This window comes from Nocardioides sp. NPDC101246 (assembly GCF_044767415.1).
In the GTDB taxonomy this organism is placed as follows: domain Bacteria; phylum Actinomycetota; class Actinomycetes; order Propionibacteriales; family Nocardioidaceae; genus Nocardioides.
Map to the genome: position 1 here is coordinate 582,398 of NZ_JBIWNX010000001.1, position 12,354 is coordinate 594,751.

Below are 12,354 nucleotides of genomic sequence, written 5' to 3' on the forward strand. Positions count from 1 at the left end.
GGATCTTCTGGACGCGCTCCGTGGTCGCACCATGGCGGGCGGCGGATTGGGCCAAGCGGCGGAGGTACCCGTGCTCCGTGAGCAACTCGTGCTGGTGTCCGACGCAGGTCTTACATCCGCTCTCACCGCACTTCCTGATCGCGGCCAGGATCTCGGGCCGGCTCATGACGCCTTCGCCGATCGCTTGGTCAGCCCGTTCGACGGCGCCTCGTCCTTCTTCGGCTTGCTCGGGGACACGGTGCAGGCCGCGATGATCTGCTCAGCCTGCTGCTCGGTGAAGCGGACCGTGTAGCGGCCGAACTTGACGCACGGCCACTTGTGACGACGGCGCAGGACGTGGAGCGCCTCCACGTCGATAGCCAACTGCTCAGCGAGGGCGACGTCGGTCAGGAGGACGGTGCTCATGACGCCTGCACCTCTCCGTCGCGAGTGGTGATCCGCTTGGCGTATTCCTCGACCGAAGCAGGATCGATGCGCCACTCGCGGGTGGGCTTGCCGGCGCGCAGCTCGCCAGAGACGCACAGGTCGCGGACAACCCACACCCCAAGCCCGAGTCTGTGGGCGGCCTCCCTGACGGAGATGAGCAGTGGCTCAGACTGCTTCGCATCTCGGGCTATCTTGCTGTACCTCATGGCACATAGTTCTATACCAGGACTCCCCCTGGATCAAGCAAATGCGCCGAACGGGCCACCAAAATAGCCCAGGTGAGCCATAGAGATATGCCGAAGGTCCGCGTTTCGCTTGCAGGCCGGCCCAGGTGGGCAACCCAAGATTCGGCTACAAGGAGGTGTCACTCGATGGATACCCAGATAACGCCTGAAAGACTTCGCCACATGACGAATGAGCCCGCGCCGTCCCGGGTCGAACGCGGCGCCAGGATCGATTTGCAGATGCGCCTGGCGAAGATGAGCCAGCGCGATCTAGCCGAGGCGACCGGCTTCAGCCGCGCCACGGTGAAGAAGGCAGTGGACGGCGACCCCAGCGCCCAGGAGAGCAAGCTGCTGGCGATCGAGGAGTACCTCAACGACCTCTTGAAAGATGTTGGCATCGACCCGGATGAACCAGAGCAGGGCTCGGCGGCAGACGAGCCTGTGGTCTTCCAGATGGTCGAGCCCGACGGCACCACCTTCACCATCAGCGGCGCGCCCGATCAGGCGGACATGATGCGCGAGCAGATCATGAAGATCATCGAGGACCGCAAGGGCAAGCGGGCGTAACCCGGACCGTACACAATCGTTACCTGTGGTTCTGGGGGTTTCTGGCCAGTAACCCCCACAACGGTGCGGGTAAGGGTTTACCGTCGCTTGATCGCGGCCAAACCGGACACTCGCCGCGGTGTTTGGGGAACAGATGCACCACATCGTGTTCGTCACCGAAGACGAACTTCGCGGGGCCCTGCGATGGGCTTTCGTTCACGAGCCCGACGGGACGGTCTGGCTCTTGATACGCAAGGACCAGATTGATTCGGTCTTGCTCAAGGAGATCTGGCAGGCGCTCTCGGCGCGCCTGGCCAACGCCGCTTAGGCATCCTCCCGGGGCGCTGCCACCTCGCCGACCACGGTCCCTTCGATGACCTGTTCGCGCGCGGGTCGCGGCGTCAACAACAAGGCAAGCTTGTCCGCCGCCTCGTCGTTCATCTCATCGATCATGCGGCCGTAGATGTTGATCGTCGTCTGGATGTCCTCGTGCCCGAGGCGCCGCTGGATCTCGGCCAGGGACATCCCGGCGGCGTGACACAGGGCAACGTGCGTGTGCCGTAGCCAGTGCGGAGTGGGCTTGCGGTCGGCGAGGCTGGCGGCTGCGACCAGCCTCTTCCATCTGCGGTCGCGGAATGAGGTCGGATTCCAGGGGCCCTCGCGGTTCACGCCGGGTCGCCCGTCCTTGAAGGTGAAGACGAGGTCGCCGGGTGCCTTGCCGACGACGCGACGCCGGATGACGTGGACCGCCGGGCCGACGACTCGCAGCCGGCGACCGATGGCTGCCTCCGACTTGCCACCCTCGGTGAAACCGACCCCGCGGCGGTGCACGCGGTCCATCGTGACGAACAGTTTGTCTCCCTCGTCCTCGACTGCGATGCAGGTCAGGGCTATCGCCTCGCTGATGCGCCACCCGGTCCCGGCCATGAATGCCACGACATCGGCCGTGTCCTCGTCGTCGAGCTCCACGCCTGCCTCGAGCAGCCTCATGAGCTCGGGGATGCGGAGGCCCTTCGGCGACGTCTTGTGTCGCTTGGGCAGCTCGGTCTCCTTGCACGGGTTGTGCACCACGAGGTGCCGCGACCGCGCCGATCCCCACTTGAAGATCTGATGCAGGATGGCATGCCGATCAGCGATGGACTTCGGACCGATGGGGCTCCCTCCCTTCTTGGCCGGCCGAACCTTCATCCAGTCGACCCAGTCCTGCACGTCACTCTCATCGATGCTGTCGGCCTCTCGGTGGCCAAGGCGTTCATGGATCCAGTTGTCGTAGTCGCGCCGGTAGCCGCGGTGGATGTTCGGGGTGACGTCGCCCTTCTTTGACGCCAGCCACTTCTCCGCGAGCTCGTCCAGGCTGATGCCCGCCGGCCGCGGCGTCTCGTCCTGCAGGTAGCGCAGGGCTCGCTCGACCCCGAACTTCTCGATGCTGTCCTTGAAGTCCTCGGCCGCCGCTGCTGAGACGAACGTCTTCGAGCGCTGTTTCTTGTTCTGCCGAAAGAGCACGCTCCATGTGCACTCGTGGTCACTCGCGCCTGCTTTTCCGTTCCTGCGCACACTCGCCATGGCTACATGCTCACTCACGTTCGTTGATGGCTCGTTGATGCTCCGAAATGAACGAAGCCCCTGACCTGCATATGTGCAGGTCAGGGGCTAGTGTATCTCAGCAGAGGGGGCGGGATTCGAACCCGCGGTAGGTCTCCCTACGACCGCTTTCAAGGCGGTTCCGATCGGCCACTCCGGCACCCCTCCATGCGCCCGTGGGCGCGTGAGCGAGTGTAGTGCGCCTGAGGCTCAGGCGCTCAACTCGACGAGGACGTCGCCCTCCTGGACGACGTCGCCGGAGGCGACCTTGACCGCCACCACGGTGCCCGGGGCCTCGGCGAGGACCGGGATCTCCATCTTCATCGACTCCAGAAGCATGACGGTGTCTCCGACGGCAACCTTGTCCCCGGGCTGCACTCCGACGCTCATGACGTTCGCGACCATCTCGGCAGCGATCGTGGTGGGGACTCTTCGGTTCATACCCAGAACCTATGGGTTACCGCGAGGTAGCCCCAGCCGCGGAGCGCCTCAGAGCAGCGCGTGGGTACGGCCGGGCTCGGGGCGGACGGCGCTGGCCTCATCGGCCTCACGCGCCGCCCTGCGACCGCTGCCGGCGGCCGGCGAACCGGTGAGCGCGAGGTCGATGCGGATGATGATGAACGCGATCACCAGGCCGATGAGGATGCTGTAGACGACCGAGAGAGCCGCTTCGGCGAGCCCGACATCGGGGTTGAGGAACGTGCTCGCGACCGGCGCGGTGAGCGCGACACCGAAGAGGCAGACCCACCAGCCCTGGCGGCGCCGGGAGCGCATGTGGGTGCCCCAGACCAGCGCCGGGACCCCGAAGAGCGCCTGGATCGGGTGCGGGTAGCCACCGATGTGGATGCGGCACCAGCGCTGCATGTCGTCGACCGAGTCCATCAGGCCGGTGCTGCCGTAGCGGCGCAGCATCTCGGCGTAGATCAGGGTGAGCGCGAGCATCAGGCCACCGATGCCGACGATGATCGCGCCGCGCCGGCCGAGGCCGTGCAGGCCGGCGCCGAGGCGGTAGACCGCGAAGAAGGCGATCGCGAGCGAGCAGGCCAGCGTCGCGTACTCGAACCGGGAGACCATCACCACCGGCTCGAAGCCGAGCGCGGCGAAGCTTCCGAGCGCGGCGATGCCGACCGCGATGAACGTCTCCCGGATCGTCTTCGGGAAGCGACGCGACGGGACGGTGGCCATCACCGCGAGGACCGCGGCCACCGATGCGACCAGAACCGCCGCTCCCGTACGCAGCGCCTCGTTGTCCACGAGCACCACGACGAGCCCGGCAACCGCTGCCAGAGAGCCGAAGATCAGCGGGCGGCCACCGGTGCGGTGCGCCAGCGCGAAGGTGTAGGCGGTGCCGACCACGACGGCGCCGAGGCCGCCGAAGATCTCCGGGCCGAGGTCGAACGCGCTGACCCCGAGACCGAGCACACCGACGACGAGCGCGGCCAGCCAGATCGCCCGGACGGTGCCGGCGGTCAGGCTCTCGATGATGCCGAGGCCGGCGCGGGCGGCGCCTGCCCCGGGGACCCTCGGCTGCGCGAGGAACGAGGTCACCTTCGCGGCGGTGGTGGGCCGACCCGACGGCTCGATGTCGTAGGGCCCGGCTGGATCATGGACCGGCTCGAGATGGCCGGACTGGTAGGGGTCGGCCTGATAGGCGGGCTGCTGGACGTGGGACGGCGTCTGCGGCGCCTGCGCCAGACCGGTCGTGCCGAGGTAGGGAGCCGGCGTGGAGTAGGCGGGCGCCTGCCACGCACTCGGCGGCGGCGCGGTCGGCCCGCTCAGCGCCGGCTCGGGCTCGGCTCGGTACCCCGGCGTCGGGTAGCCGCCGTAGGGGGACTCCTCCGGTGCCGTACGCGCGGCACGCTTGCCCGTGTAGCCGTTCGGCTCGTCGAACTGCTCGGGCTCGGCACGCCCGGCGATCCGGCGGCCACCACCCGTGGCGGGAGGTTCCTGAGGCGGCTGACGCTCGTCGTACCAGGCGTCCTCGGCCCAGCCGTTCTCGCTCCAGCCCTGGCTGTTGCTCTGCCCGTCGTAGGTCTGGCCGGTGTCCTGATAGCCCGACCAGTCGTCCTCCGCCCACTGGTCGTAGGCCAGCGCCTCGCTCGAGGTCGGCTCGACGTAGGCGGGTGTGGGTTCACTGCGACCGGCTGCACGACGGCCACGCTTGCTCTTGTCAGCGCGACGGCGGGGGGCTCGGTCCATAACAGGCGAGGATACCGGGGAAGGGGTGAACCTAACGAGTCATCGATATCCGTTTACCGCTGTGACGGGGAGTTGTTGACGAGGGTCACATTCTGCGGTTGACCAGGGAGGGGTTGGTGCGACGCGCCTCCTCGAGCACGGCTCGATCGATCGTCGCGGAGACGATCTCGTCGCCGTCCCCGGCCTCGGCCAGCACGTCGCCGAGAGGGTCGACGACCATCGAGTGACCGCAGTAGCGAGGGGCCGACTGGGCAGCCGCCGCGATGAAGACGGTGTTCTCGATCGCGCGTGCTCGCACGAGCGTGCGCCAGTGGTCGACCTTGCGTGGACCGGCCACCCACGCGGCCGGCAGCACGATCAGCTCGGCGCCCTGGTCGACCAGGCTCCGCGCGAGCTCGGGGAAGCGCAGGTCGTAGCAGGTCATCAGCCCCGTCGGCACCCCGTCGATGTCGACCACGACCGGCTCGGTCGACCCGGCGACCAGCGCGTCCGACTCCTTGTAGCCGAAGGAGTCGTAGAGATGGATCTTCCGGTACGCCGCCTCCGCACCGCCTCGCACGAGCAGCGTGTTGAACGGCCTCCCCTCGGGGTCGCCGCTCGTCTCGAGCATCCCGGCCACCACCGTGGCCGCACGCTCCCCGGCCACCCGGGACAGCTCGGTCCCGAACGGCCCGTCCTGCCTCTCGGCGAAGGAGCTCAGGTCGGATCCCGGCTTGCCGAAGTCGCGGGCGAAGACCTCCGGGAAGACGATCAGATCGCTGCCCTCCGGCGTCAGCTCCGCCAGGAGCGCTCGGTTGGCGCCCGGTTCGAGGCCGGACGCCTGCTGCACGAGACTGATCCGAAGGCTGTTCCAGGTCGTCACGCCTCCAGACTAGAGTCCAGGGCGTGACTGCCTGGGACGAATGGGAGCCGTACGCGGCCGTGCTGCTCGCCGGAGGACGCAGCTCCCGCCTCGACGGGATCGACAAGTCCGGCATCGAGCTCGGCGGCCGCACCATGCTGGCCTGGACGCTGGACGCCGTGGTCGACGCGATGGAGGTCGTCGTCGTGGGCGACCCGGTGCACACCGAACGTCCGGTGACCTTCGTCCGCGAGGACCCCCGCTTCGGCGGCCCGGTCGCCGCCCTGCTGACCGGCGTGGACGCACTGCTGACCCCCCGGGCGTACGTCGGTGTGGTCGCCGTCGACATGCCCTTCCTACGTCCGCGGACCCTGTCGCGGCTCCGGGAGGCGGCGTTCGGTCGCGACGGCGCCGTGCTCGTCGGGCCCGACGAGCGCCGCCAGCTGGCCCTGGTCCTCTCCACCGCACGGCTCGCCGAGGTCCGACCCGACCACGAGGGGCAGCACGGGATGCCGTTGCGCAAGCTCCTGGCCGACCTCGACCTCGTCGAGGTCCCGTCCGAGGGCGACGAGCATCGCGACATCGACACCTGGACGGATCTGAAGTCGCTCTAGCCTCCTAGTGTTGAGGCATGCGAGCCGTCGTAGCAGAGCAGCCCGGAGGGCCTGAGGTCCTCACCGTCACCGACCGACCCGACCCGGAGCCGGCAGCTGGTGAGGTCGTGATCGACGTAGCCGCAGCGGGCCTCAACCGGGCCGACCTGCTGCAGCGGCAGGGCTTCTACCCGCCCCCGAAGGGCGCCAGCGACATCATCGGGATGGAGTGCAGCGGGGTGATCTCGGCGGTCGGCGAGGGCGTCGAGGGGTGGCAGGAGGGCGACGAGGTGTGCGCGCTCCTGGCCGGCGGCGGCTACGCGACGAAGGTCGCCGTCCCGGCCGGACAGGTGATGCCGGTGCCGGAGGGCATCGACCTGGTCACCGCCGCCGCACTCCCCGAGGTCACCACCACCGTGTGGTCCAACGTGTTCATGGTCGGCGGGCTGACTCCCGACGAGACGTTCCTCGTCCACGGCGGTGCCGGCGGGATCGGCACGATGGCGATCCAGCTCGCCAGCCAGATCGGCGCCCGGGTGATCACCACGGTCGGCTCTGCCGAGAAGGCCGAGCTCGCCAAGTCGCTCGGCGCCGAGGCGGTCATCAACTACAAGGACCAGGACTTCGTCGAGGTCGCCAAGGTCTACGGCGGCGCCGACGTCATCCTGGACAACATGGGTGCGAAATACCTCACCCGCAACATCGACGCCCTCAACCCCGAGGGTCGTCTGGTCATCATCGGCATGCAGGGCGGCACCAAGGCCGAGCTCGACATCAACGCCCTGCTCCGCAAGCGGGCCGCGGTGATCGCCACCAACCTCCGCGGCCGCCCGGTCGAGCAGAAGGCGACGATCTGCGCCGAGGTCGTCGAGCGCATCTGGCCGATGGTCGAGGCCGGCGAGGTGAAGGCGGTCGTGCAGGACGTACTTCCGCTGGCGGAGGCCGCCGAGGCACACCGGCTCATGGAGTCCGGCACGCACACCGGCAAGATCCTGCTGACCACCGCTGGCTAGGTAGGGTTGAGCGCATGACGCAGGAGCAGACCGGGGAAGTCGTGGTCATCGGACCCGACGGGCAGCCGATCGCGGTGCCCGCCGACGTACTCAAGGACGCCACCGCGCCGGAGGCGAACGAGGACGAAGAGCGCGATGTGACCGACCTCGTGGAGCAGCCCGCGAAGGTGATGCGGATCGGTTCGATGATCCGACAGCTGCTCGAGGAGGTGAAGGCCGCACCGCTCGACGAGGCCTCCCGCAACCGGCTCCGCGAGATCCACCAGGCCTCGATAAAGGAGCTCGAGTCCGGGCTCGCACCCGAGCTGGTCGAGGAGCTGGAACGGCTCTCGCTGCCCTTCGCCGAGCAGCAGACCCCGTCGGAGGGTGAGCTGCGGATCGCGCAGGCTCAGCTGGTCGGCTGGCTCGAGGGTCTCTTCCACGGCATCCAGACCGCCATCTACGCCCAGCAGGTCGCCGCGCGCGCCCAGTTCGAGCAGATCCGCAAGGGCCTGCCGCCGGGCGTGAGCCTCTCCCCCGAGGGCCAGCCGGCCCACAGCCAGGGCGGGGCCCCGCAGGGCGGCCAGCACGACCACGGCGACACGTCCGGCGGGCTCTACCTCTAGTCGTACGGCGGGATGTTCACCGAGGTAACTCGGTGAACGCCAACTCCCTTCGCGGAGCTCCACGAGGGGAGTGAGCGCTGACCGAGTCACCTCGGTCAGCATTCACGGCAGCGGCCCACCGGCAAGAGCCACGACGACACCGACCCCTGCCGCAAGCAGCAGGGTGAGGACCACCCCGCGCTTGAGCAGCAGCAGGAGTACGCCGGCGGCAGCCAGCACCATCCACTGCCACCATTCGCTCGTCGCCAGTGCCAGCGGGACCGCGGACCCGAGGATGGCACCGATCGCAGCCGGCCCGGCGCCGTCGAGGAAGGCGCGGGCGAGCGGCGAGGAGCGCAGCGCCTCGAAGTGCCGACCGCCCGCGATGATCATCACGAACGACGGCCCGAACGCGATCACGGCCGCACCCAGCGCGCCGAGGAGTCCGGCGGCCGCGAAACCGACGACCGCGACGGTGTGGACGACCGGGCCCGGGGTGATCTGCCCGAGCGCGACCGCGTTGAGGAACTCGGCGTCGCTCATCCAGCCGTAGCGGTCGACCGCATCCGACTGCATCAGCGGGATGATCACGAACCCGCCGCCGTACGACAGCGCGCCGACCTTGAAGGCCGTCCACGCCAGCGGTGCCGCCACCGCGGCGGTGAGCGCTCCTTGGGCCAGGACCGGCACGGTGAGGACCGACTGGAAGGAGTTCGTACGCCACGGCCTCCGCATCGCCACCTCGACGAGCCCGGCGCCCACGAGCACGAGGACCACCCAGGCTCCGGTCGTCGCGGCGGCGACGGTGCCGACGACGGCGTAGAGGATCCATCGCGGGCGCGACGCGGTCCGCTCGTAGGAGGACGGCACCAGCGCCCAGCCCGCCTGGACCGCGACCGCGGCGACCGCCGCACCGGCACCGGCGCCCGCGCCGAGCACCCACGCGGGCGGGTCGCCCAGGAACAGCGCCGCCAGGGCGAGGATCAGCACCAGACCGGGCAGGATGAACGCGAGCCCGCCGACCAGCGCACCGAGGGCTCCTCGGACCCGCCAGGCGGTGAAGATCGCCAGCTGCGTCGAGGAGGGCCCCGGGAGCAGGTTGCAGGTCGCGATCGCGTCCTCGAACTCCTCCGGCTCGACCCAGCCGCGGCGCTCGACGACGGTCTCGCGCAGCAGGCGGATATGGGCGGGCGGTCCGCCGAACCCGATGACTCCGATCCGGCCCCACTCCCGCGTGATCTCCACCAGCGTCGTGGTCATGACGCGCAGCGTACGGGCTCGGCATGAAGTTTCTCAGATGTGGATGTTCTGTAACTTCAAAGTGGTGAAAAGCCGCGTCATGACCTGGTCGCGACCCCGTTTCTCTCACGTGAAGGCCGCCGGACACCGGACGGCCAGCGCCGACCGCCGAGAAGAGGAAACACCATGGCTACCACCACGATCACCGCACGTCACCGCAGTGACCTGACCGCCGTCGAGTCGATCCGCAACAACGTCCTCGACGCCGTCCGCAGCCTCCGCAAGCCCGACCCGTCGGAGCACAAGCACCGCGGCGGGATGCCGCCGGCCGTCGGCACCACGATGTTCGGCGTCGCCGCCGTGGCAGCGGCCGGCATCGTCGCGCTCGGCGCCTTCCGCTGACCATGCGCCTACATCTTCGGTCCGTCGTACACAGCCTGATGCTGTGGGTGGACGCCCTGGGCCTACTGAGGGGGAGGACCAGGGCACGGTCGGGGGGCCGCACCACCACGGACTGAGTGTCGTCGCACGAGCGGATCGGGGGATTCACGCTCGCGCAGACGGCACCTGCGAGAGATCTCGTCATACCGGGGGATATCGACCGGATCTCGCAAGACCGCAGCCGACCATCGAGTGGGGGATGGTCGGCTGCGGTGCGTCTACAGGTCGGCCCTCAGGCCGGGACCGACGACTCCTCCACCCATCCGCCATCGGCAGGATCGGAGGCGGCCGCATCGCGGCGTACGTCGGCGTCCTTCCACAGGTCGAGGAGCACCGCCGGCCAGATCTCCTCATCGGTCGCCGCGAGCTCCGCCCGCGTCCACCAGCGGTGCTCGGCCATGGTGAGCAGCTCCTCCTCGGTGTGGCCGGCGGTGGAGACCTCGAAGACCGGCACCCAGCAGGCGTAGAAGACGTCGTCCTGGTCGATGACCACGTCGCTGTAGCCGTGCACCACGGTGCGCCGCATCGTCGGCCCGAGCAGGTCGGTCTCGGTGACCCGGAGACCGGTCTCCTCCTCGAGCTCCCGCACCGCGGCGACCCGCTCGCTCTCGCCCGGGTCGATGCCGCCGCCGGGGGTGATCCACCAGCGCGCTCCCGGGATGCCCGGGTCCGAGTCGGCGAAGAGCAGGATCCGGTCGCGGTCATCGATCAGGAGCACGCGGACCGTGCTCCGGGTGCGGCGTGGCCGCTCCGCGGGCGCGACCGGGACGAAGGTGCGTGGGGAGTCTTCCTCGGAGGCCATGGCCCCATCCTCACCCACGCGGCGCCGGCGGTCGGGCCGGGAGGGAGCGGAGGATCAGAATCCCTCGCCGATCAGGTGCGCACCGCCCAGCGGGTCGTTGTTCCAGGAGGTCGTGGTCCAGCCCTCCTCCAGGCTGCCCTCGACGATCGCGAGACCGGTGTTGCGGATCCGGTTGTCGTCGCCGAAGGCGGGCGACCGCGTGGTGCGCAGCCCGGTCCACATCCGGATCGCGGCACCGTGCGAGACGATCGCGACGGTGTCGTCGGGCCCGTGCTGCTTGGCCACGGACTGCACCGCGGCGTCGTAGCGCGCCAGGAACTCGTGGCCCGCCTCGCCGCCGGGAACCGGGGTCTCGAGCGCGCCGGTGATCCAGTCGCCGAGCGCCTGGAGGTACGCCGTCACGGACTCCTTGTCGGTGGCCATCTCCAGGCGACCGGCCGTGATCTCCTCGAACCCCTCCTGCACGACGACCGGCAAGCCGAGCCGGCTGGCGAGCGGCGCGGCGGTCAGCTGCGTACGCACCAGCCGGGAGGCGTACAGTCCCGCGATCCTCTCCCCCGCCAGCGCATCCGGAACCGCCGCGGCCTGGGACAGGCCGAGCTCGGTCAACCCCGCTCCCGGGAAGGCAGTGTCGAGCGCCCCCGAAACGTTGCTCGGGGTCTGGCCGTGTCTGATCAGCAGAAGTCTCATATGCCGGTAAGGGTACGGGACCCACCGCACCGGAAGTGACGGACTAATCTGAATCCGGACGAACTACTTCCGGGAGCCGCCACGATGGCACATGACGAGAGCCCGACCGCTCGCGCACTGCTCACCCTCGAGCTGCTGCAGTCCTCCCCCGGCATCACCGCCGAGCGGCTGGGCGAGCGGCTCCGGGTCACCGAGCGCGCGGCCCGCCGCTACGTCGCGATCCTGCGGGAGGCGGGGATCCCGGTCGAGTCCGAGCGCGGTCCCTATGGCGGCTACCGGCTCGGCCGAGGGATGCGTACGCCGCTCATCTTCACCACCGCGGAGGCGCTCGGCCTGGTGATGGCCCTGCTCGACGGTCACCACGACATCGCCGACGCCACCGGTCTGGTCGGGAGCGCGGTCGGCAAGATCGGCCGGGTGCTGCCCGAGTCGCTGTCCCAGACGGTGGCCGCGGTGCGGCGTACGATCTCGGCCGTCCCCGACCAGAGCGCCGTCTCGCCCGACCCGGACATCACCACCAGCCTGGTCCAGGCCTGCGACTCCCGGCGGCGCACGACCATCGCCTACACGACCGAGAACGGCAACGAGCGCAAGATGGTCGTCGACCCCTGGGCCGTCGTCGTGCGCCATGCCCGCTGGTATCTGCTCTGCTGGTCGCACACCGCCGACGCGCGCCGGGTGCTCCGTGTCGATCGGATGGGCGCGGTCGACATCGAGGAGACCGGCTTCGTACGTCCGGAGATCGACCCCGTCGCCGAGGTCGAGGAACATCTCGGCGACGGCTGGGCCTATGAGGTCGAGGTCGTCTTCGACGCTCCGTTCGCGCAGGTCGACCGCTATCTTCCGCGCGTCCTCGGCCGCCTCGAGCCCGTCGACGACGGCCACTGCCGTCTCGTCGGGAGCACCAACAGCCCGGGCTGGTACGCCCAGGAGCTCGCCCGACAGGCCGTCCCGTTCCGCGTGGTCGACGGCGACGAGGTACGCCGCTGCGTAGCCGAGCTCGGTCGACGACTCCTCGACGCCGCCGAGCACTGACCGCCGAGACGTCACCCGCGTCGGGGGGGGGGGGGCCCCCCGGGGGGGGGGGGGCCCCGCGCGGCCGGGGGGGGGGGGGGGGGGGGGGCGGGGGGGGGGGGGGGGTGGCCCCCCGGGGGGGGGGGGGGGGGGGGGGCGCG

At 69.7% G+C, this 12,354-nt stretch carries 16 protein-coding genes and 1 tRNA gene; 7 read left to right on the top strand and 10 right to left on the bottom strand.

The features are described from left to right. Positions 1 to 162: 162 nt before the first annotated feature. Together ACIRON_RS03035 and ACIRON_RS03040 are read right to left on the bottom strand one after the other, a co-directional pair. A complete protein-coding gene (locus tag ACIRON_RS03035; RefSeq protein ID WP_402988765.1) occupies positions 163 to 405 on the bottom strand; it encodes a hypothetical protein in 243 nt (80 codons plus the stop codon). Next, positions 402 to 632 (bottom strand): helix-turn-helix domain-containing protein, encoded by a 231-nt coding sequence (locus ACIRON_RS03040; RefSeq protein ID WP_402988768.1) that lies wholly within the window; start codon positions 630 to 632, stop codon positions 402 to 404. Before ACIRON_RS03040 ends, ACIRON_RS03035 begins: the two co-directional genes overlap by 4 nt. Before the next feature lie 201 nt (positions 633 to 833). Between ACIRON_RS03040 and ACIRON_RS03045 the strand changes: the two genes are divergently transcribed. Together ACIRON_RS03045 and ACIRON_RS03050 are read left to right on the top strand one after the other, a co-directional pair. Then, on the top strand, positions 834 to 1,217 hold the full coding sequence (locus ACIRON_RS03045) for a helix-turn-helix domain-containing protein (protein ID WP_402988770.1): 384 nt from the start codon (positions 834 to 836) through the stop codon (positions 1,215 to 1,217). A gap of 133 nt (positions 1,218 to 1,350) precedes the next feature. Next, positions 1,351 to 1,524 (top strand): hypothetical protein, encoded by a 174-nt coding sequence (locus ACIRON_RS03050; RefSeq protein ID WP_402988773.1) that lies wholly within the window; start codon positions 1,351 to 1,353, stop codon positions 1,522 to 1,524. On the opposite strand, the gene ACIRON_RS03055 is transcribed toward ACIRON_RS03050, so the two are convergent. The 5 genes from ACIRON_RS03055 to ACIRON_RS03075 form a co-directional block, all read right to left on the bottom strand. Next, the gene (locus tag ACIRON_RS03055) at positions 1,521 to 2,699 is read right to left on the bottom strand and encodes a tyrosine-type recombinase/integrase (RefSeq protein WP_402988776.1); all 1,179 of its coding nucleotides are present in this window, start codon (positions 2,697 to 2,699) and stop codon (positions 1,521 to 1,523) included. The genes ACIRON_RS03050 and ACIRON_RS03055 overlap by 4 nt on opposite strands. A 161-nt stretch (positions 2,700 to 2,860) precedes the next feature. After that, positions 2,861 to 2,945: transfer RNA gene (locus ACIRON_RS03060), tRNA-Ser, on the bottom strand. A 42-nt stretch (positions 2,946 to 2,987) separates the two neighbouring features. Beyond that, complete coding sequence (locus ACIRON_RS03065) at positions 2,988 to 3,218, bottom strand: biotin/lipoyl-binding carrier protein (RefSeq protein WP_091044463.1); 231 nt, start codon at positions 3,216 to 3,218, stop codon at positions 2,988 to 2,990. Positions 3,219 to 3,266: 48 nt separating this feature from the next. Beyond that, positions 3,267 to 4,976, bottom strand: a complete 1,710-nt coding sequence (locus ACIRON_RS03070; protein WP_402988778.1) for a hypothetical protein — start codon at positions 4,974 to 4,976, stop codon at positions 3,267 to 3,269. An 85-nt stretch (positions 4,977 to 5,061) separates the two neighbouring features. Then, positions 5,062 to 5,838 carry a carbon-nitrogen hydrolase family protein gene (locus ACIRON_RS03075; protein WP_402988781.1) on the bottom strand — a complete coding sequence of 259 codons (777 nt, stop codon included), beginning with the start codon at positions 5,836 to 5,838 and terminating at the stop codon, positions 5,062 to 5,064. A gap of 23 nt (positions 5,839 to 5,861) precedes the next feature. Between ACIRON_RS03075 and ACIRON_RS03080 the strand changes: the two genes are divergently transcribed. Genes ACIRON_RS03080 through ACIRON_RS03090 form a run of 3 tightly spaced genes read left to right on the top strand, consistent with a single transcriptional unit; the run spans position 5,862 to position 8,028 of the window. Beyond that, entirely contained in the window at positions 5,862 to 6,431 is a 570-nt protein-coding gene (locus ACIRON_RS03080) for a molybdenum cofactor guanylyltransferase (RefSeq protein ID WP_402988784.1), read from the top strand. Between the two features lie 17 nt (positions 6,432 to 6,448). Beyond that, positions 6,449 to 7,423 (top strand): NAD(P)H-quinone oxidoreductase, encoded by a 975-nt coding sequence (locus tag ACIRON_RS03085; protein ID WP_402988787.1) that lies wholly within the window; start codon positions 6,449 to 6,451, stop codon positions 7,421 to 7,423. 14 nt (positions 7,424 to 7,437) lie between these two features. Beyond that, positions 7,438 to 8,028, top strand: coding sequence for a bacterial proteasome activator family protein (locus ACIRON_RS03090; protein ID WP_402988790.1), 591 nt, complete (start codon positions 7,438 to 7,440; stop codon positions 8,026 to 8,028). A 102-nt stretch (positions 8,029 to 8,130) separates the two neighbouring features. On the opposite strand, the gene chrA is transcribed toward ACIRON_RS03090, so the two are convergent. Then, complete coding sequence (chrA, locus tag ACIRON_RS03095; RefSeq protein WP_402988793.1) at positions 8,131 to 9,267, bottom strand: chromate efflux transporter; 1,137 nt, start codon at positions 9,265 to 9,267, stop codon at positions 8,131 to 8,133. Between the two features lie 165 nt (positions 9,268 to 9,432). Between chrA and ACIRON_RS03100 the strand changes: the two genes are divergently transcribed. After that, a complete protein-coding gene (locus tag ACIRON_RS03100; protein ID WP_402988795.1) occupies positions 9,433 to 9,648 on the top strand; it encodes a hypothetical protein in 216 nt (71 codons plus the stop codon). Between the two features lie 271 nt (positions 9,649 to 9,919). Here ACIRON_RS03100 and ACIRON_RS03105 read toward each other — a convergent pair whose 3' ends face one another. Together ACIRON_RS03105 and ACIRON_RS03110 are read right to left on the bottom strand one after the other, a co-directional pair. Next, the gene (locus tag ACIRON_RS03105) at positions 9,920 to 10,489 is read right to left on the bottom strand and encodes an NUDIX hydrolase (RefSeq protein WP_402988797.1); all 570 of its coding nucleotides are present in this window, start codon (positions 10,487 to 10,489) and stop codon (positions 9,920 to 9,922) included. 54 nt (positions 10,490 to 10,543) lie between these two features. Further along, on the bottom strand, positions 10,544 to 11,179 hold the full coding sequence (locus tag ACIRON_RS03110; RefSeq protein ID WP_402988800.1) for a histidine phosphatase family protein: 636 nt from the start codon (positions 11,177 to 11,179) through the stop codon (positions 10,544 to 10,546). An 84-nt stretch (positions 11,180 to 11,263) separates the two neighbouring features. Between ACIRON_RS03110 and ACIRON_RS03115 the strand changes: the two genes are divergently transcribed. Beyond that, on the top strand, positions 11,264 to 12,214 hold the full coding sequence (locus tag ACIRON_RS03115; protein ID WP_402988803.1) for a helix-turn-helix transcriptional regulator: 951 nt from the start codon (positions 11,264 to 11,266) through the stop codon (positions 12,212 to 12,214). The last annotated feature ends 140 nt before the right edge of the window (positions 12,215 to 12,354 follow it).

Bases quoted from the DNA above. Each gene is read 5' to 3' on its own strand.
- ACIRON_RS03035 (WP_402988765.1), bottom strand. From the start codon at position 405: ATGAGCACCGTCCTCCTGACCGACGTCGCCCTCGCTGAGCAGTTGGCT.
- ACIRON_RS03040 (WP_402988768.1), bottom strand. From the start codon at position 632: ATGAGGTACAGCAAGATAGCCCGAGATGCGAAGCAGTCTGAGCCACTG.
- ACIRON_RS03045 (WP_402988770.1), top strand. From the start codon at position 834: ATGACGAATGAGCCCGCGCCGTCCCGGGTCGAACGCGGCGCCAGGATC.
- ACIRON_RS03050 (WP_402988773.1), top strand. From the start codon at position 1,351: ATGCACCACATCGTGTTCGTCACCGAAGACGAACTTCGCGGGGCCCTG.
- ACIRON_RS03065 (WP_091044463.1), bottom strand. From the start codon at position 3,218: ATGAACCGAAGAGTCCCCACCACGATCGCTGCCGAGATGGTCGCGAAC.
- ACIRON_RS03070 (WP_402988778.1), bottom strand. From the start codon at position 4,976: ATGGACCGAGCCCCCCGCCGTCGCGCTGACAAGAGCAAGCGTGGCCGT.
- ACIRON_RS03085 (WP_402988787.1), top strand. From the start codon at position 6,449: ATGCGAGCCGTCGTAGCAGAGCAGCCCGGAGGGCCTGAGGTCCTCACC.
- ACIRON_RS03090 (WP_402988790.1), top strand. From the start codon at position 7,438: ATGACGCAGGAGCAGACCGGGGAAGTCGTGGTCATCGGACCCGACGGG.
- chrA (WP_402988793.1), bottom strand. From the start codon at position 9,267: ATGACCACGACGCTGGTGGAGATCACGCGGGAGTGGGGCCGGATCGGA.
- ACIRON_RS03100 (WP_402988795.1), top strand. From the start codon at position 9,433: ATGGCTACCACCACGATCACCGCACGTCACCGCAGTGACCTGACCGCC.
- ACIRON_RS03105 (WP_402988797.1), bottom strand. From the start codon at position 10,489: ATGGCCTCCGAGGAAGACTCCCCACGCACCTTCGTCCCGGTCGCGCCC.
- ACIRON_RS03110 (WP_402988800.1), bottom strand. From the start codon at position 11,179: ATGAGACTTCTGCTGATCAGACACGGCCAGACCCCGAGCAACGTTTCG.
- ACIRON_RS03115 (WP_402988803.1), top strand. From the start codon at position 11,264: ATGGCACATGACGAGAGCCCGACCGCTCGCGCACTGCTCACCCTCGAG.